Below are 17685 nucleotides of genomic sequence, written 5' to 3'. Positions count from 1 at the left end.
TGAGAGTGAGGTGTCGTGATGAGTGTTTTGATTGCCCTGGCCGCGCTGGCATTACTGATGCTGGCGGCCTATCGAGGATATAGCGTTATCCTCTTTGCCCCTATCGCCGCCCTCGGCGCAGTACTGCTCACCGACCCTGGCGCAGTAGGACCGACCTTTACCGGTCTGTTTATGGAAAAAATGGTCGGGTTTGTAAAACTCTACTTCCCGGTGTTTCTGCTGGGCGCGGTGTTCGGCAAGCTTATTGAGCTGTCGGGCTTCTCGCGCGCCATCGTCGCCGCCGCCATTCAGATCCTCGGCCGACGTCACGCCATCCCGGTCATCGTCCTGGTTTGCGCCCTGCTAACCTATGGCGGCGTCTCGCTGTTTGTGGTGGCCTTCGCGGTCTACCCGTTTGCCGCCGAGCTGTTCCGCCAGAGCGCTATCCCCAAACGGCTGATTCCGGCCACCGTTGCGCTGGGGGCGTTTTCATTCACCATGGATGCCCTGCCCGGGACGCCGCAGATCCAGAACATTATTCCCACCAGTTTCTTTGGCACCAACGCCTGGGCAGCCCCCTGGCTTGGAACGATCGGATCGCTGTTTATCATCACCTTCGGTCTGCTCTGGCTGGAACGTCAACGCCGTAAAGCCCAGCACGCGGGAGAAGGTTACGGCACGGATTTACAAAACGAGCCGGACACGCCGGACAACATCAACCTTCCCCATCCGCTGATAGCCATTGCCCCGCTGCTGCTGGTTGGGATCCTGAACCTGCTGTTTACCCGCTGGATCCCGCGGTGGTACGGTACCACTCACGAGCTGGTTTTGCCGGGACTGGCGAAGCCGATCGTCACCGAAGTGGGCAAAATCACCGCGATCTGGGCCGTTGAAGCAGCGCTGCTGGCTGGCATTGTCGTGGTGCTGGTGTTCGGCTTTCGCAATATCCGCGGGCGTCTGGCGGAAGGCAGCCGCACCGCCGTTAGCGGCGCTATTCTCGCGGCGATGAATACGGCTTCGGAATATGGCTTTGGCGCCGTCATTGCCGCGCTGCCCGGTTTCCTGGTTTTGTCAAAAGCGCTGACGGCCATTCCCAACCCGCTGCTGAATGAAGCCATCAGCGTGACGGTGCTGGCGGGGATTACCGGTTCCGCATCGGGCGGGATGAGTATCGCCCTGGCGGCGATGTCGGAGACCTTTATCGCTGCCGCCCACGCCGCCGATATTCCGCTGGAGGTGCTGCATCGCGTGGCCTCGATGGCCAGCGGCGGTATGGATACGCTGCCGCATAATGGCGCGGTAATCACCCTGCTGGCGATTACCGGCCTCAGCCATCGTCAGGCCTACGGCGGCATTTTTGCCATTACCCTGATTAAAAGTCTGGCGGTTCTGTTTGTCATTGCCGTCTTCTATTTAACCGGCATTGTCTGATGCGACAATATTTCACCGGCATCATGAAGGAAAATAGCATGAATCTGAACGGAAAGGTGGCGCTGGTCACCGGCTCAACAAGCGGTATCGGTTTAGGGATCGCGAAGGTACTGGCAAAATCCGGCGCGCAGCTGATCCTTAACGGCTTTGGCGATAGCGCATCCGCGCGCGCGGAAGTGGCGCAAATCGGCAAAACCCCGGGCTATCACGATGCCGACCTGCGCGATGTGCAGCAAATTGAGGCGATGATGGCCTACGCCGAGGCACAATTTGGCGGCGTGGATATTGTGATTAATAACGCCGGGATCCAGCACGTGGCGCCGGTGGAGCATTTTGCCGTAGAGAAGTGGAACGATATTATAGCTATCAACCTCTCCAGCGTTTTTCACACCAGTCGTCTGGCGCTCCCCGGGATGCGGGTGCGTAACTGGGGGCGCATTATCAATATTGCCTCGGTTCACGGCCTGGTGGCCTCGAAGGATAAGTCGGCCTACGTCGCGGCCAAACACGGCGTGATCGGTCTGAGCAAAACGCTGGCGCTGGAGACCGCCAGAACCGGCGTGACCTGCAATGCGATTTGTCCCGGCTGGGTGTTAACCCCGCTGGTACAGCAGCAGATCGATAAACGCATCGCTGAAGGTAGCGATCCTGAGCAGGCCCGCGAACAGCTGCTGGCGGAAAAGCAGCCCTCCGGCGAGTTTGTCACCCCGGAACAGCTGGGTGAACTGGCGCTGTTTCTCTGTAGCGACGGCGCCGCCCAGGTGCGCGGCGCGGCATGGAACATGGACGGCGGCTGGGTCGCGCAATAACCGACAACCTGCTCAGGAGGCGCCCGTTCCTGCTGAGCAGGCGCCTCATTTTTCCGGCGGGATATTTTCCTGTCGTCGGTTTATTTTCGGCAAAAGACAATGAGTTCGGGCTATTTATTTAATAATGATGTATGGTTTCAGGCCATTAAATCAGGAAGGAAATCATATGTCAGATCGAAAAGATGCCAAAAGCCGCCGTAATTATCTTGTAAAATGCACCTGCCCTAATTGCTCCCAGGATTCAGAACACAGCTTCAGCCGAGTACAAAAAGGCGCCCAGCTCATTTGCCCCTACTGCCACAAACTCTTCCAGACAACAGCAAAAAATGCTGCTTAATCTCTAGATGCCAGACGCTGATTGTTCCACGAAATCCAACACTGATTAGATTATTCTTATCACCTTGAATGAATGGCACAATCGGTTGTTATTTTTTTGGCAAATAGAAAACCCGCACTCTGGCGGGTTTTAAATAAATCTATTCTGTCTGTTCCACGGGTAAATCTGTCTACTCAGGCTGCTGCCGTCTTCGTTATCGCAGACCCGCCCATGTTCAGCATACTTAGCCTACGATGGAAACGTTTGTCGCCGCCGGGCCTTTCGCGCCGCTGCCGACCACAAACTCAACCTTCTGCCCTTCAAACAGGGTGCGGAAGTCTTCGCTTTGAATCGCAGAAAAGTGGACGAAGATGTCCTTGCTGCCGTCGGCCGGCGTAATGAAGCCGAAGCCTTTATCTGCGTTAAACCATTTGACTAAACCAGTCATTTTATTCGACATTCGATATTCCTTTTTATGAGCCCTTAATCGGCAAACTGGTTTGCGCTACAGAATCAACTTAACACTTAATGGAGGGACTCAAGGAAGGAGGTATCAGCGATAACGCCTGGAAATGAGGACTGCTTTAGTGAACTGCTTTCTGTCTTACAAACCGACCTGGCTATTAAGGCACAGGGTATATTTATTAGCAAGGTTTATTTTAGCCGTCCGGAAGCCTGCTCCGGTAAAAAATTAAATCGATAGCTTTATTGTTCGATTAATGTATAGTTCGCCGGTACTTATTTTTACAAGGATTTTATTTGTTCCAAAAAATGACAGGCATTGTCAAAGCGTTTGATAATAAAACCGGCAAAGGCCTTATAATTCCCTCCGATGGTCGTAAAGACGTTCAGGTCCATATTTCTGCATTATCCCCTGGTGAATCAGAAACCATAATTCCAGGTATTCGCGTTGAATTTCGCCGGGTCAACGGCCTGCGCGGTCCGACGGCGGCTAACGTCTACCTCTCATAGCCACAACCCGACCGCTGATACGGCTCCGATAGCCCACCAGGGCGGCTAAAACATCTCCAGAAAACGTTTTACCGTTCGCGATCGTTCGAATCGCCGCCACGCAATCGCAACATCGGTCGTCACCGGCGTCCCCGATAACGGGCGATAGATGACGTCGGGATGGTGGATACAGGTCATCGACTGTGGCACCAGCGCGAAACCAAATCCGGCAGCCACCATGCTTAAGGAGGAGGAGAGTTGCGAAGATTGACTCGCCTGCTGCATATCGATACCGGCGCGCAAACAGCTATTAAAGACCTGCTCATACAGTCCCGGGGCCACCTCACGCGGAAACAGAATCGGCGCGGTCTCCTGCAGTTGTACCAGCGATAGCGCGTCCTCACCGGCAAGCGGGTGGTCACGGTGCAGGGCGATAACCATCGGCTCCACATCGATAATGCGCAGGTTAAACGCTTTGCTGCTTTCGCACGGCAGGCGCACAAAGGCGATATCCAGCTCCCCTTCCCCCAGCGCGCTCATCAGCGCCGCCATATTGCCTTCGACCTGGCGCAGGGCGACCGCCGGATAGCGGCGCTGAAACTGGCGCAGCAGCGCGAAAATCTGCGGATGAAAAGCATTAGAACTGGTGATACCTAACGCCAGCCTGCCGTTCATCCCGCGGGCGATACCTTTGGTCTTTTCCAGCGCCGCGTCGCTCAGAGCAAGGATCTGGCAGGCATCTTCATAAAACGATTCTCCCGCTTCCGTCAGCTCAATTCCCCGCGTCAGACGGCGCAGCAATGGCGTACCAATCTCCCTCTCAAGCCGCTGAATTTGCTGACTTAATGGCGGTTGAGAGATGCCAAGCTCCCTGGCGGCGCGGGTGAAATTTCGCGCCTCGGCCACGGCGACAAAATAGCGTAGATAACGAAGTTCCATATCAAAAACGTCTCAAACCAGCATGCTTTGTATATTGGAACTGAGAGCTGAATCGGGTCAACAATTATTTAATCTTTCTTATATTTGTTGAACGAGGAAGTCTCTGATGACCCATTCTTCTGCATGCACCTGCCAGCAAAGCCTGTGCGAAACCGTACGCGGTTTTTCTGCCCAGCAGCCTGATAACGTGCTCTATCAGACCTCTTTGATGAGCGCGCTCCTGAGCGGCGTCTATGAGGGCAATACCACCATCGCCGACCTGCTCACCCACGGCGATTTCGGTCTCGGAACCTTTAACGAACTCGATGGCGAACTGATCGCCTTCAGCAGCGAGGTCTACCAGCTGCGCGCCGACGGCAGCGCGCGCAAAGCCCGCGGGGACCAAAAAACACCGTTCGCGGTGATGACCTGGTTTCGACCGCAGCACCGCGTCAGCTTCGACCACCCGGTAAACCGCCAGCAGTTGCATGAGATCATCGACCGACAGATCCCCTCCGACAATCTGTTCTGCGCCCTGCATATCGACGGCCATTTTCGCCACGCCCATACCCGGACCGTACCCCGCCAGACTCCCCCCTACCGGGCGATGACCGATGTTCTGGACGACCAGCCGGTGTTCCGCTTCAACCAGCGCAAAGGGATACTGGTCGGTTTTCGCACCCCGCAGCATATGCAGGGGATTAACGTCGCCGGGTATCACGAACACTTCATCACCGACGATCGTCAGGGCGGCGGCCATCTTCTGGATTACCAGCTCGATAGCGGCGTGCTGACTTTCGGCGAGATCCACAAACTGCTGATTGACCTCCCGGCCGACAGCGCTTTTCTCCAGGCCGATTTGCATCCTGACAATCTCGACGCCGCCATTCGCGCGGTAGAAAACTAAGGAGCTTCATATGGACAATCAACGTCACGAACGCCAGTGGGCGCACGGCGCGGATATGATAGTCAGTCAGCTTGAGGCCCAGGGCGTCCGCCAGGTCTTCGGCATCCCCGGCGCGAAAATAGATAAAGTCTTCGATTCGCTGCTGGACTCCACCATCCGGATTATTCCCGTGCGCCACGAAGCTAATGCCGCCTTTATGGCCGCGGCAGTCGGTCGCCTGACCGGTAAAGCGGGCGTCGCGCTGGTCACCTCCGGCCCAGGCTGTTCGAATCTGATTACCGGGATGGCTACCGCGAACAGCGAGGGCGATCCGGTGGTGGCGCTGGGTGGCGCGGTTAAGCGGGCGGATAAGGCAAAACTGGTCCATCAAAGCATGGATACCGTGGCGATGTTCAGTCCGGTGACCAAATATGCCGTTGAAGTGACCGCCGCCGACGCGCTGGCGGAAGTTGTCTCCAACGCTTTCCGCGCCGCTGAGCAGGGGCGCCCCGGCAGCGCCTTTATCAGCCTGCCGCAGGATGTTGTCGATCAACCCACCCACGGCGCGATTCTCCCGGTCGGCAACGCCCCGCAAATGGGCGCGGCCCCTGACGAGGCGATCGAGAAGGTCGCGCAGATGATCGCCGCCGCCAGGAACCCGGTTTTCCTGCTCGGGCTGATGGCCAGCCAGCCGGAAAACAGCCGCGCCCTGCACCAGCTGCTGGAACAGAGTCATATTCCGGTCACCAGCACCTACCAGGCCGCCGGGGCGGTCAATCAGCAGCACTTTGCGCGCTTCGCCGGCCGGGTCGGACTGTTTAACAACCAGGCCGGCGACCGCCTGCTCCACCTCGCCGACCTGATCATCTGCATCGGCTACAGCCCGGTCGAGTATGAACCGGCGATGTGGAACCGCGGTAACGCGACGCTGGTACATATCGACGTGCTGCCGGCTTATGAAGAGCGTAACTACACCCCCGATATGGAGCTGGTGGGTGATATCGCCGCGACGCTGAACAAACTGACCCGACGCATCAGCCATAAGCTGGTGTTAACCCCGCAGGCGGCGGAGATCCTCACCGATCGCCAGCATCAGCGCGAGCTGCTCGACCGCCGCGGCGCGCAGCTGAATCAATTTGCCCTTCATCCGCTGCGCATCGTGCGGGCGATGCAGGATATCGTCAACAGCGATGTCACCCTCACCGTCGACATGGGCAGCTTCCATATCTGGATCGCCCGCTATCTGTACAGCTTCCGCGCCCGCCAGGTGATGATTTCCAACGGTCAGCAGACGATGGGCGTCGCGCTGCCGTGGGCAATCGGCGCCTGGCTGGTCAATCCGCAGCGCAAAGTGGTCTCGGTCTCCGGCGACGGCGGGTTCCTGCAATCCAGCATGGAGCTGGAGACCGCCGTCCGGCTGCAGGCCAATATCCTGCATATCATCTGGGTCGACAACGGTTACAACATGGTGGCGATTCAGGAACAGAAAAAATACCAGCGCCTCTCCGGCGTAGAGTTCGGTCCGGTTGATTTCAAAGCCTACGCCGAATCTTTCGGGGCCAAAGGCTTTTCGGTGGAGAGCGCCGACGCGCTGGAGCCGACATTACGTGCCGCCATGGACGTCGATGGCCCGGCGGTGGTCGCTATTCCGGTCGACTACCGCGATAACCCTCTGCTGATGGGGCAACTCCATCTCAGCCAAATACTGTGAGTCACTACAAAAAGGAAAGAAATATGCAAAAAGTCGCCCTTGTCACCGGCGCCGCTCAGGGCATCGGTAAAGCTATCGCGCTGCGCCTGGTTAAAGACGGATTTGCCGTGGCCATTGCCGATTACAACGATACCGCGGCGAAAGCCGTGGCCGCCGAGATCAACCAGCACGGCGGCCGGGCGCTGGCGCTTAAGGTAGACGTCGCGCGCCGTGAACAGGTTTTCGCCGCCGTCGAACAGGCGCGTACAGCGCTGGGCGGTTTCGACGTTATCGTCAACAATGCCGGCATCGCCCCGTCGGCGCCGATCGAAGCGATCGTCGAGGAGACCGTCGATAAGGTCTATAACATCAACGTCAAAGGCGTCATCTGGGGCATTCAGGCGGCCGTCGACGCCTTTAAAAAAGAGGGCCACGGCGGGAAAATCATCAACGCCTGTTCCCAGGCCGGGCACGTCGGCAATCCGGAGCTGGCGGTCTACAGTTCGAGTAAATTCGCCGTGCGCGGCCTGACCCAGACCGCCGCCCGCGACCTGGCGCCGCTGGGGATCACCGTTAACGGCTACTGTCCGGGGATCGTCAAAACCCCAATGTGGGCAGAGATCGATCGTCAGGTTTCGGAAGCGGCGGGTAAACCGCTGGGCTACGGTACGGCCGAGTTCGCGAAACGCATCACCCTGGGACGTTTATCCGAACCGGAAGACGTCGCGGCCTGCGTGTCGTATCTGGCGAGCCCGGACTCCGACTATATGACCGGCCAGTCGCTACTGATCGACGGCGGTATGGTTTTTAACTAATTCCATGATGCTCTGACATGGTTTGCCCCTGCCGCGAAACAGGGGCTTTTTTTATGTGCTGGTCGCTCGGGCGATAAACGCCCCCCGCGGCCCGGCGGGCAATGATTATCCCGGCCGATTAACGCGCGCTCGCCTGCGCCTGCGCCAGCTGGCGTTCAATGGCCTGACGTCGCGCATCGTTCGCCGGCAATATATCCAGCAGTTGTTGCAATGCCGCAACCGCCTGCGGGTAATCTTCGCTACGCAGCGCGCTCAGCGCCAGCAGTTCCAGTACCGGCAGATTGTGCGGCTGCCGCTGATGCAGTTCGCGCAGCAGCAGTTCTGCCATCCGCAGCTGGCCGCTATCGCCGGCCCGCACCAGTACGCTGGCGTAATCGAATGCGGCCAGCGGATCGCCCGCCGCCAGCTGATGGGCGCGGGCAAAGGCGCCGATCGCCGTCTCGCCATCGTTGAGCAACAGGGCAATACGTCCCAGCAGCTGCCAGCCAGCAAGATCGTCAGGCCGATCCTGTAACTGGCTGCGCAGCCCGAGCCTGAGTTGAGCCAGCTGATCCATCCGCAGCGGCGCCGCCGTTGGGTCTTGCACCTGCCGGAGCAGCGCAGGAGTCTGACGTTCCGCCTGCTGCCAGAGCAACACCTGGCCAATATCGCTGGTTTTAAGGAAGATCCCGCTACTCAACAGTACCAGCGCCGCCGCGCCGGGCAGCAGCACCCAACGGCTGAGCGGGCGGACTTTAGCCGGCGTGACGTCGGGAATATCGGCCAGCAGCGTACGCTGCAGTTCAACCACCATCGCTTCCCGGTCGGCAACGTTGTCCTCCTGCGCCAGCTCGTCGAGCCGCGTCTGGTACAGCGTCCGGTTCAGACTATCGCGATCCGCCGCCGCCTTCCCCTGCCACGGAAAATAGAGCAGCGCCAGCGCCCCGGCCAACATCAGGAGCGCCGGCAATAAAAACAGGGTCATCAATCCTCTCCTTTGTTCAGTAACGCCGCCAGCCGCTGACGCTCTTGTTCACTCAGCGCAGCGCTTGCGCCACCGCGACGTCGGGTTCGCGCCACCAGCAGCGCGACACCGGCGATAACAAACAGCCCCGGAACCAGCCACAACAGTAAGGTCCCGGCGGTCAACGGCGGTTCATAGCTGACGAAATGGCCGTAGCGCGCCACCATATAGGCGATGATTTGATCTTTGCTTTGTCCCTGCTGCATCAGCTCATAAACCTTCAGCCGCATATCGGCGGCGATCATCGCATTCGAGTCCGCAATACTGTTGTTCTGGCACTTCGGGCAGCGCAGCTGCGAAGTGATCTCGCGAAACGCCTGCTCCTGCGCTTCGTTTTTGAACTGCCAGGTATCGATGGCGGCCAGCGCCTGGCCGGCGAGCAGCAGCGCCATCAGCGCCAGTATCCAGCGCCTCATGCTGCCGGCTCCTGGGTATATTTCAGCCATAGCGGCTGGAGCTGTTCGCGCCACACCCGGGCGTTCAGATCGCCGGCGTGACGCCAGCGAATAATGCCCTGCCCATCAATCAGAAAGGTTTCCGGCGCGCCATATACGCCCAGATCAAGCCCCAGCATGCCGCTGCCGTCGAACAGACTCAGCGCATAGGGGTTGCCGAGACTGTCGAGCCAGTTCACCGCCTTCTGCCGGTCATCTTTGTAGTTCAGCCCGACGACGCGAACCCCCTGCCCGGACAGCGCATTCAGGAACTGATGTTCGGCGCGACAGGTCGGGCACCAGGTGGCCCAGACATTCAGCAGCAGCGGTTTCCCGTCGATCAGCGCCGCACGGCTGTAGGTTTTTCCCGGCGCCGTCAACGCCTCAAGGCGAAACTCAGGCAGCGGTTTGCCGATCAGCGCAGATTCGAGCATCGTCGGATCGTCGCCCTCGGCGTTACGCATCAATTGCCAGAACAGCGCCATCGCCAGCAGCAGAAACAGCGCCAGCGGAATAAAAAGCAGCCTGCGCTTCATTGTGCCTCCTGCCGTTGTTTACGCATCCGGTAGCGCGGGTCGAGCATGCAGCACAGGCCGCCAAGGGCCATCAGGCCGCCGCCGAACCAAATCCAGCGCACGAACGGTTTGTAGTACAGACGCACCGCCCAGCTGCCATCGTCCAGCTCTTCCCCCAACGCGGCATACAGATCGCGCGTCAAACCGCCGCCGATCGCCGCTTCGGTCATCATCATACGGCTGGCGCTGTAGTAACGTTTTTCCGCGTACAGCGTTGCCTCCGGGCGACCGTTGCGCGTCACCGTAATCACTCCTTCACCGCCGGTCCAGTTCGGGCCGACGATGTTGCGCACCCCGTCGAACACGAAATGGTAGCGATGAATATCGATGCTATCGCCGGTTTTCATCCGTACGTCGCGCTCAATACTGTAGTTCTGGCTGAAGGTAATCCCGATAACGGTGACCGCCACGCCAACGTGACCCAGCACCATTCCCCACTGGCTGCGCGAAATCACCCGCAGGCCGCGCCAGAAACCGTGCCGGTGGGTCGCCCGTTCATGGATTTCAATCAGGGCAAAGAGCAGTACCCAAATCGCCATCATCAGACCCAGAACCGCCATGGCGACAATCCGGTCCTGCAACAGCCACGGCAGCAGCAGAGAAAGTGACAATGTCACCAGCAGCGCAATCGCCAGCCGCTTAAGCTGCTTGCCCGGCTGGTCGCGTCGCCAGCGGATCAACGGTCCCAGACCCAGCAGCAGCGCAAACGGCGCCATCAGCGCGGTGAACAGCAGATTAAAAAAGGGTTCGCCGATCGAGATACTGCCAAGCCCCAGCTCTTTGTGCACCAGCGGTAGCAGCGTGCCGAGCAGAACCACCAGCATGGCGGCGATCAGCAAAATATTGTTCCCCAGCAGAAACGACTCTCGCGACCACAGCGCATGTTCGACTCGCGCCCGTACCTGCCCCCCCTTCAGGGCATACAGCAGCAGCGAACCGCCGATAGCCACCACCAGCAGCGCCAGAATAAACAGCCCGCGCGTCGGATCCGAGGCGAACGAATGGACCGACACCAGCACCCCGGAGCGCACCAGGAAGGTTCCCAGCAGGCACAGTGAAAAGGCGGCAATCGCCAGCAGCACGGTCCAGGCCCGGAAGCTCCCGCGTTGCTCGGTGACCGCCAGGGAGTGCAGCAGCGCCGTCCCCACCAGCCATGGCATAAACGAGGCGTTCTCCACCGGATCCCAGAACCACCAGCCACCCCATCCCAGCTCGTAGTAGGCCCAGGCAGAGCCCAGCACGATACCCAGAGTCAGGAATACCCATGCCGCCTGGGTCCACGGACGCGACCAGCGCGCCCAGGCGGTATCCAGCCGTCCGGCGAGCAGCGACGCAATCGCAAAGGCGAACGCCACCGAGAAGCCCACGTAGCCCATATACAGGATCGGCGGATGGAAAATCATGCCGATATCCTGCAGCAGCGGATTAAGGTCGCGACCATCAACCGGATAGAGCGGCAGCGTGCGGGCAAACGGATTCGAGGTGAACAGAATAAACAGCAGAAAGCCGAAGGCGATGGTCCCCATCACTGCCAGCACCCGCGCCACGGCGTCCTGCGGCATCCGCCGACTGAACAGCGCCACCGCGAAAGTCCAGACGCTCAGCAGGAGCACCCACAGCAGCAATGAGCCTTCATGGGCGCCCCAGGTCGCCGCGACCCGGTACCACATCGGCAGCGCGCTGTTCGAGTTATCCGCGACATAGCGCACGGTGAAATCATTGACCACGAAGGCATGGACCAGCACGAGAAAAGCGCCCGCGACGCAGAAAAAGAGCGCGCAGGCCAGAGGCCGCGCCAGCGCCATTAGCCGCGGGTCCTGCCGCGCCGCGCCCCATTGCGGATAAATGCCCAGCAGTAGCGCGAGGCCTGTCGCCAGGCACAGCAGATAGTGCCCCAGTTCCGGCATCATGGTTGTTCTCCTTTCTTCTCCGGCTGCAGCGCCTCTTTCACTTCCGGCGGCGTATAGTTCTCATCGTGCTTTGCCAGCACCTGCCGGGCGGTAATGTGCCGATCGCCATCGAGCACCCCCTGGGCTACCACTCCCTGCCCCTCGCGGAACAGATCCGGCAGAATGCCCCGATAGCTGACCTCCACCACACCGCGAGCGTCGTACAGTCGGAAACTGACGTCCAGGGTCTGCGGATCACGCTTGACGCTGCCGGGCTGTACATAGCCGCCGATCCGCAGACGCTGGCCGTGATGTGGCCGCTGATGAGTTTCCGTTTTGCCATACAGGATCTCCCCCGGCGTGTAGAAGAGATCGATATTGGCGCTGAGGGCATACAGCGTCAGGCCAATGGTCAACCCGAGGCCAACCAGCACCGCCAGCGCGATCCCGAGCCGGGTTTTACGACGCGTTTGCATCGGCGCCCTCCGCTTCTGCACGGCGGCGAGCGGCGGCGATACGCCGCTCCCGGGCCTGCTGACGACTCAGCTCGCGGAACAGCGTCCGTCGCTGCCACCAGGTATGCAGCGTCAGAACCCCGAAGATCAGCAGCGTCGCCGCCACCGCCAGCCAGACATAAAATGCGTAGCCGCCCATCGCCAGAAAGGCGGCGACAGATGAAAAGGCGGGGGTCATTTCTCCGCTCCTTTTGGGGCCGTGACCAGCGCCTGGACCCAGGGCCGGCGCCGCTCCTGTAACAGAATCAAATTGCGCAGGCGCATCAGGGTCAGCGTGGCCACCAGGCTCAGGAAGGCCAGAATACAGATTCGCAACGGCAGACGCATACTGGGGTCAATCGACTGTTGCATGTTGGTCGACCCTTGATGCAGCGTGTTCCACCAGATGACCGAATAGTGAATGACAGGCAGATTCACCACCCCCACCAGCACCAGAATACCGACCGCCCTGCCCGCCAGACGGCGATCGTCGAAGGCGTGCCAGAGGGCGATAATCCCGGCATAGAGAAACAGCAAAACCAGCTCCGACGTCAGGCGCGCGTCCCAGATCCACCACGTTCCCCACATCGGTTTCCCCCATGCCGCCCCGCTGACCAACGCGATGGCCGTGCAGGCGGCGCCCACCGGCGCCAGCGCCGCCACCGTCAGATCGGCCATTTTCATCTGCCAGACCAGCCCCACAAAGGCGGCGACGGCCATCGCCAGATAGACGCCCATCGACCACATGGCCGCCGGGACATGCAGATACATAATCCGATAGCTTTGCCCCTGCTGATAATCCGCCGGCGCGTAGACAAATCCCCACACCAGCCCCACCGCCAGCAGCAGTGCGCTCAAGGCCGTCAGCCAGGGAATACAGCGGCCGCACAGGCCGTACAGCCGTTCGGGTATCGCCAGTTGATGTAATGCTTTCCACATAACGTTTGCTCACACTACTGTTTTTATGACTGCGGCAGCGTCACCGCAGCGAATTATTGCACCGTCAGCCGTAATGCGGCGGCGGTGGCGAACGGACACAACGTGGCGCTGGCGGCTAAAAACGCCGCCAGAATCGCCAGATAGCCATCCACCGGCAGCCCCGCGGCGCCAGCCTGAATGGCGCCGCAGGCAAAAATAAGCAGCGGAACCGACAGCGGCAGCACCAGCAGACTCAGCAGAACCCCGCCGCGCCGCAGCCCTACCGTCAGGCCGACGCCAACCGCACCGAGAAAACTCAGGGTCGGCGTCCCCAGCAGCAGGGTCAGCGCCAGTACGCCGGCATCGTGGGGGGCCATCCCCAGCAGCAGCGCCGCCAGCGGGGATACCACCAGCAGCGGCAGACCGGTCATCGCCCAATGGGCGAGCACCTTGACCACAACCACCGCCACCAGCGGTGTCGGCAGCAGCAGCAGTTGCTCAAGCGAACCGTCCTGCCAGTCGTCGCGAAACAGGCGGTCCATCACCAGCAGCGCCGCCAGCAGCGCGGCAACCCAGACAATGCCGGGCGAGATCTGTACCAGCAGCTGCGGGTCGGCGCCGACGCCAAACGGAAACAGGGTGATCACCACCAGGAAAAACCACAGCGGATTGAGAATCTCTGCCCCGTTGCGCCATGCCAGGCGCATTTCGCGGGCAAACAGCGTCCACATCATGCGTTTTCCTCCCCCCCGGCGCCGAGCCTTAACGTGCGCAGAGCGCAGGCCAGCGGACGCAGGGGCTGATGAGTCGTAAGGATCGCGCTGCCACCCGCCAGAACATGCTGCTCCAGCCGACGACTTAAGGTCGCAATAGCCGACGCGTCGAGCGCGGTAAACGGCTCGTCAAGGATCCACAGCGTCGCCGACGTCAACCACAGACGGGTCAACGCCACCCGCCGCTGCTGTCCGGCGGAGAGCTGACTCAGCGGGACATCTTCATAACCCGCCAGCCCCATTTCGGCCAGCGCCGCTTCTCGCGTCTGCTGCCGGGTTTGCGGGAAGAAGAAATGCAAATTTTCGTCCGCGGTCAGCGCCGTTTTGACGCCGGGCTTATGCCCGAGCCACAGCAGCTGACGATGAAACGCTTCACGCACGCTCGCCAGCGGTTCGCCCTGCCAGCTCACCGTACCGCTTTCCGGACGCGTCAGGCCGCACAGCATCCGCAGCAGCGAGGTTTTCCCGGCGCCGTTATCGCCGGCCACCTGCAGGAGTTCGCCTGGCCCGACCGTCAGAGTCAGCGCCTGGAACAGCACCCGGTCATCAAAGATGCCGCTCAGTCCTTCGGCATGCAGCATGAATGTACTCTCCTTGGTTCAGACCGCCGTTAGCGTCGACAATCCGTTCGGGATGCGCCATCCGGGCGGCGCATCCACGACGGTTACTGACCGGAAACCGGCAGTTTCGAGATGTCGACATTACCTGTCGCCTTCTCATCGCGAACGATCGACTTGTCCTTACGCACTTTTGCCACATCGCTGGCGCTCACCGGCGAGGCGTGGTTCCCCCAGCTGGTGCGGATAAAGTTGACCACATCCGCCACCTGCTGGTCATCCAGACGCCAGCCGAACGAGGGCATGGTCAGATTAGACACCGCATTTTTCACCGCCGGCGTGGTGCTGCCGGTGAGGATGATGTGGATGAGCGACGTCGCATCTTCGGTCTGCACTACCGGGTTGCCCTTCAGCGACGGGAAGGCGCGCTTGTAACCCACGCCATCGGTACGGTGGCAGGCCGCGCAGTTATCCACGTACAGCGCCGCGCCGGGCTTGCTGTCATCGCCCTTCCACAGATCCTTCGCTACGCTGTCTTCAACCGGCGCCGGGGTCTGTTTTCCACCGCGCGGCGGCAGCGATTTCAGATAGCGGGCAATCGCGGTGATATCGTCGTCAGAGAGATACTGCAGGCTGTGTTCCACTACATCGCTCATTCCCCCGAAGACCACGGACTTATCGTTACGCCCGGTTTTCAGGAACTCCGCCAGTTCGGCTTCGCTCCAGGTGCCCAGACCGTCGCGATTTTCGCCGCGCAGGCTGGAAGCCACCCAGCCGTCAATCGGCGCATTGCTGCCTGCCAGATAGTCGTCACCCTCGCTTTCGCTAAGCGCTTTTTCCTGCATCGTCAGGCTACGCGGAGTGTGGCAGGCCCCGCAGTGACCGAGTCCCTCCACCAGATAGCGCCCGCGCTCCAGCACCGGGTCGACCTGCGGATTCGCGACAAAATCGGCCGGCGTCGGAGCGAAGATCCCGCGCCAGAACGCCAGCGGCCAGCGCATTGACAGCGGCCACGGAATATCGGTATCGTGATTCGCCTCGGCAACCGGCGCCACGCCATGCATAAAGTAGGCGTACATCGCCCGCATATCCGCTTCGCTCACCCGGGCGAATGACGGGTACGGCATCGCCGGATAGAGGGTTGAGCCATCCTTGCGAACCCCTTTGCGCACCGCGTCGTCGAACTCCTCGAAGGTATAGCCGCCGATGCCGTGGGCGCTGTCCGGGGTAATGTTGGTGGAGTAAATCGTGCCAATAGGCGTCTCCATCGCCAGGCCGCCGGCAAAAGGTTTCCCCTCTTTACCGTTGGTGTGACAGGCCACGCAGTCCCCGGCCCGCGCCAGATACTCGCCCTGCTGAATCAAATTGCTGTCCGCGGGAGCCTCTTCGGCAAACGCCGCACAGCTTAACGCACCGAGCACCAGTGCCGATAACCATTGCATTTTCATCATTTGCCTTCCTTTATGCCTGCACCAGTGGACCCGGGTTTTTCAGGTACCGTTCACGGATCGCTTTTGCTGACCAGTAGGCCAGCGCGGCCACCGTCCCCGTCGGGTTATATCCCAGGCCCTGCGGGAAGGCCGAAGCGCCGATAACGAAGACGTTATGCACGTCCCAGCTTTGCAGATAGCGGTTCACCGCGCTGGTTTTCGGATCTTCGCCCATTACCGCGCCGCCGTTCATATGGGTGGTCTGGTAGCTGGTGGTGTCAAAGTGGCTGTTGGCATTTTTCGGGCTGCCGAGCAGATATTTCGGCTTCATCGCTTTGGCGATCGGCGCCATCTTATCGAACATGAACTGCGCCATCTTGATGTCGTTTTCCTGCCAGTCAAAGGTCATTCGCAGCAGCGGCTGGCCGAAGACGTTTTTGTAGTTCGGGTCGAGATCGAGATAGTTCTGGCGGTAGGACTGGTGCGCGCCGTGGGCGTCCATCGACAGATGATGGGTGTAGGTATCGGCAACCGCCGATTTCCACTTGCTGCCCCATGCCGGCGTCCCCGGAGGAACCGGAAGTCCGGAGATGGGTTTGGTCCCGGCCTGGTTGACCCAGAACGGCGAGCCGCCGACAAAGCCGGCCTCGGCATGGTCGAAGTTATCGGCGTTAAAGTCATCCACCCCGACACCGTTACCACCGGCGCCGATAAACGGATTGGTAAAGGTATTCTTATCAAAAATAGCCTTGATGGTGGTCATATTCTGATAGGCGAAGTTGCGACCCACCACCCCTTCCCCGGTTTGCGGATCGTAGGGTTTGCCGATGCCGGAAAGCAGCATCAGGTGAACGTTGTGGAACTGGAAGGCGCCGATAATCACCAGATCTGCCGGCTGCTCCATTTCGCGCCCCTGTCCGTCGACGTAAGTCACGCCGGTGGCGCGCTGCTTATCGGCGGTCAGATTGACCTTCAGAACATTAGCGTTGGTGCGCAGCTCAAAGCGTTTTTCCTGGCGCAGCGCGGGCAGGATGTTGACGTTCGGCGAGGCTTTGGAATACATGTAGCAGGCGTAGCCGCTGCAGTAGCCGCAGAAGTTGCACGGCCCCATCTGCGCGCCGTAAGGGTTGGTGTAGGAGTCCGAGGTGTTCGCCGACGGCAGATTGTAGGGGTGGTAACCCACTTCCCGCGCCGCTTTCTCAAACAGCTGCGCCGACCAGGTGTTTTTCTGCGCCGGCAGCGGGAAGTCGTCCGAACGGTCCGGCGCAAAGGCGTTGCCGCCGCGCCCTTTGCCGACTACCTGTCCCTTCACCGACCAGGCGGTACCGGAGGTGCCAAAGACTTTCTCAGCCTTATCGAAGAAGGGCTCCAGCTCGTCGTAGGTGACGCCAAAATCCTGAATAATCATATCCTGCGGGATAAAGCTTTTGCCGTAGCGCTCTTCATAGTGGCTGCGCATGCGCAGTTCTATCGGATCCACGCGGAAATGGACCCCGGACCAGTGAAGTCCGGCGCCACCGACGCCGGTCCCCGGCAAAAAGGCCGCCAGCTGGCGATACGGTACCGCCTGCTGGCTGGTGTTATGACGAATAGTGACGGTGCTTTTCGACAGATCCTGGAATAACTTACGGCGAATATTGTAAGTCAGCTCGTCAACCACCTGCGGATAAGCACCGTCAGGCCAGGTATCGCGCATCGGGCCGCGCTCCAGGGCGACAACATTTAATCCGGCTTCGGTCAGCTCTTTGGCCATAATGGCGCCAACCCAGCCAAAGCCCACAATCGCGACGTCGGTTTTTTTCAGTACGGTGGTCATC

20 protein-coding genes are annotated in these 17685 nt (G+C 60.1%); 7 read left to right on the top strand and 13 right to left on the bottom strand.

Annotated features, from left to right (window positions below):
* The first annotated feature begins 15 nt into the window (after positions 1–15).
* From OQV00_RS10955 to OQV00_RS10945, 3 genes are all read left to right on the top strand, one after another.
* Positions 16–1410 carry a GntP family permease gene (locus tag OQV00_RS10955; RefSeq protein WP_196770148.1) on the top strand — a complete coding sequence of 465 codons (1395 nt, stop codon included), beginning with the start codon at positions 16–18 and terminating at the stop codon, positions 1408–1410.
* Between the two features lie 38 nt (positions 1411–1448).
* Entirely contained in the window at positions 1449–2219 is a 771-nt protein-coding gene (locus OQV00_RS10950) for a 3-hydroxybutyrate dehydrogenase (protein WP_266280318.1), read from the top strand.
* Between the two features lie 166 nt (positions 2220–2385).
* Positions 2386–2556, top strand: coding sequence for a YnfU family zinc-binding protein (locus OQV00_RS10945; protein ID WP_213084092.1), 171 nt, complete (start codon positions 2386–2388; stop codon positions 2554–2556).
* A gap of 223 nt (positions 2557–2779) precedes the next feature.
* Here the strand turns inward: OQV00_RS10945 and cspE are convergent, their stop codons facing one another.
* The gene (cspE, locus tag OQV00_RS10940) at positions 2780–2995 is read right to left on the bottom strand and encodes a transcription antiterminator/RNA stability regulator CspE (protein ID WP_004862963.1); all 216 of its coding nucleotides are present in this window, start codon (positions 2993–2995) and stop codon (positions 2780–2782) included.
* 299 nt (positions 2996–3294) lie between these two features.
* On the opposite strand from cspE, the gene cspF reads away from it, so the two are divergent.
* Positions 3295–3507 (top strand): cold shock-like protein CspF, encoded by a 213-nt coding sequence (cspF, locus tag OQV00_RS10935; RefSeq protein WP_004862967.1) that lies wholly within the window; start codon positions 3295–3297, stop codon positions 3505–3507.
* Positions 3508–3552: 45 nt separating this feature from the next.
* Here the strand turns inward: cspF and OQV00_RS10930 are convergent, their stop codons facing one another.
* The gene (locus tag OQV00_RS10930) at positions 3553–4425 is read right to left on the bottom strand and encodes a LysR family transcriptional regulator (protein WP_099144334.1); all 873 of its coding nucleotides are present in this window, start codon (positions 4423–4425) and stop codon (positions 3553–3555) included.
* Between the two features lie 106 nt (positions 4426–4531).
* Between OQV00_RS10930 and budA the strand changes: the two genes are divergently transcribed.
* The 3 genes from budA to OQV00_RS10915 are packed head-to-tail and all read left to right on the top strand — an operon-like array spanning position 4532 to position 7795.
* Entirely contained in the window at positions 4532–5311 is a 780-nt protein-coding gene (budA, locus tag OQV00_RS10925) for an acetolactate decarboxylase (RefSeq protein WP_004862971.1), read from the top strand.
* A gap of 10 nt (positions 5312–5321) precedes the next feature.
* Positions 5322–7001 carry an acetolactate synthase AlsS gene (gene alsS / locus OQV00_RS10920; protein ID WP_015584151.1) on the top strand — a complete coding sequence of 560 codons (1680 nt, stop codon included), beginning with the start codon at positions 5322–5324 and terminating at the stop codon, positions 6999–7001.
* A gap of 23 nt (positions 7002–7024) precedes the next feature.
* Positions 7025–7795: a (S)-acetoin forming diacetyl reductase gene (locus OQV00_RS10915; RefSeq protein ID WP_266280315.1), complete on the top strand. Its 771-nt coding sequence runs from the start codon at positions 7025–7027 to the stop codon at positions 7793–7795.
* 118 nt (positions 7796–7913) lie between these two features.
* Here OQV00_RS10915 and ccmI read toward each other — a convergent pair whose 3' ends face one another.
* The 11 genes from ccmI to OQV00_RS10860 all read right to left on the bottom strand — a co-directional run bounded on the left by ccmI (position 7914) and on the right by OQV00_RS10860 (position 17684).
* A complete protein-coding gene (ccmI, locus tag OQV00_RS10910) occupies positions 7914–8759 on the bottom strand; it encodes a c-type cytochrome biogenesis protein CcmI (protein WP_015584150.1) in 846 nt (281 codons plus the stop codon).
* Entirely contained in the window at positions 8759–9202 is a 444-nt protein-coding gene (locus OQV00_RS10905) for a cytochrome c-type biogenesis protein (protein WP_160873517.1), read from the bottom strand. The genes ccmI and OQV00_RS10905 overlap by 1 nt, the downstream gene beginning before the upstream one ends.
* A gap of 8 nt (positions 9203–9210) precedes the next feature.
* The gene (locus OQV00_RS10900; RefSeq protein ID WP_004862986.1) at positions 9211–9768 is read right to left on the bottom strand and encodes a DsbE family thiol:disulfide interchange protein; all 558 of its coding nucleotides are present in this window, start codon (positions 9766–9768) and stop codon (positions 9211–9213) included.
* Positions 9765–11717, bottom strand: a complete 1953-nt coding sequence (locus OQV00_RS10895) for a heme lyase CcmF/NrfE family subunit (RefSeq protein ID WP_048024845.1) — start codon at positions 11715–11717, stop codon at positions 9765–9767. Before OQV00_RS10895 ends, OQV00_RS10900 begins: the two co-directional genes overlap by 4 nt.
* Positions 11714–12172, bottom strand: coding sequence for a cytochrome c maturation protein CcmE (gene ccmE, locus OQV00_RS10890; RefSeq protein WP_004862993.1), 459 nt, complete (start codon positions 12170–12172; stop codon positions 11714–11716). The genes OQV00_RS10895 and ccmE overlap by 4 nt, the downstream gene beginning before the upstream one ends.
* Positions 12156–12389 carry a heme exporter protein CcmD gene (gene ccmD / locus OQV00_RS10885; protein WP_004862998.1) on the bottom strand — a complete coding sequence of 78 codons (234 nt, stop codon included), beginning with the start codon at positions 12387–12389 and terminating at the stop codon, positions 12156–12158. The genes ccmE and ccmD overlap by 17 nt, the downstream gene beginning before the upstream one ends.
* Positions 12386–13129 carry a heme ABC transporter permease gene (locus OQV00_RS10880; protein WP_004863001.1) on the bottom strand — a complete coding sequence of 248 codons (744 nt, stop codon included), beginning with the start codon at positions 13127–13129 and terminating at the stop codon, positions 12386–12388. Before OQV00_RS10880 ends, ccmD begins: the two co-directional genes overlap by 4 nt.
* 53 nt (positions 13130–13182) lie before the next feature.
* Entirely contained in the window at positions 13183–13842 is a 660-nt protein-coding gene (ccmB, locus tag OQV00_RS10875) for a heme exporter protein CcmB (RefSeq protein WP_015584147.1), read from the bottom strand.
* A complete protein-coding gene (ccmA, locus tag OQV00_RS10870) occupies positions 13839–14462 on the bottom strand; it encodes a cytochrome c biogenesis heme-transporting ATPase CcmA (RefSeq protein ID WP_004863006.1) in 624 nt (207 codons plus the stop codon). Before ccmA ends, ccmB begins: the two co-directional genes overlap by 4 nt.
* Before the next feature lie 83 nt (positions 14463–14545).
* On the bottom strand, positions 14546–15889 hold the full coding sequence (locus OQV00_RS10865) for a c-type cytochrome (RefSeq protein WP_266280311.1): 1344 nt from the start codon (positions 15887–15889) through the stop codon (positions 14546–14548).
* 10 nt (positions 15890–15899) lie between these two features.
* On the bottom strand, positions 15900–17684 hold the full coding sequence (locus OQV00_RS10860; protein WP_004863011.1) for a GMC family oxidoreductase: 1785 nt from the start codon (positions 17682–17684) through the stop codon (positions 15900–15902).
* Between the last annotated feature and the right edge of the window lies 1 nt (position 17685).

The sequence above is a fragment of the Klebsiella sp. DY2415 genome (genome assembly GCF_026314315.1).
Taxonomy (GTDB): Bacteria; Pseudomonadota; Gammaproteobacteria; order Enterobacterales; family Enterobacteriaceae; genus Klebsiella; species Klebsiella ornithinolytica.
Note: the sequence above shows the minus strand (reverse complement) of the source record. Positions and strands in the feature narration are given on the sequence as shown.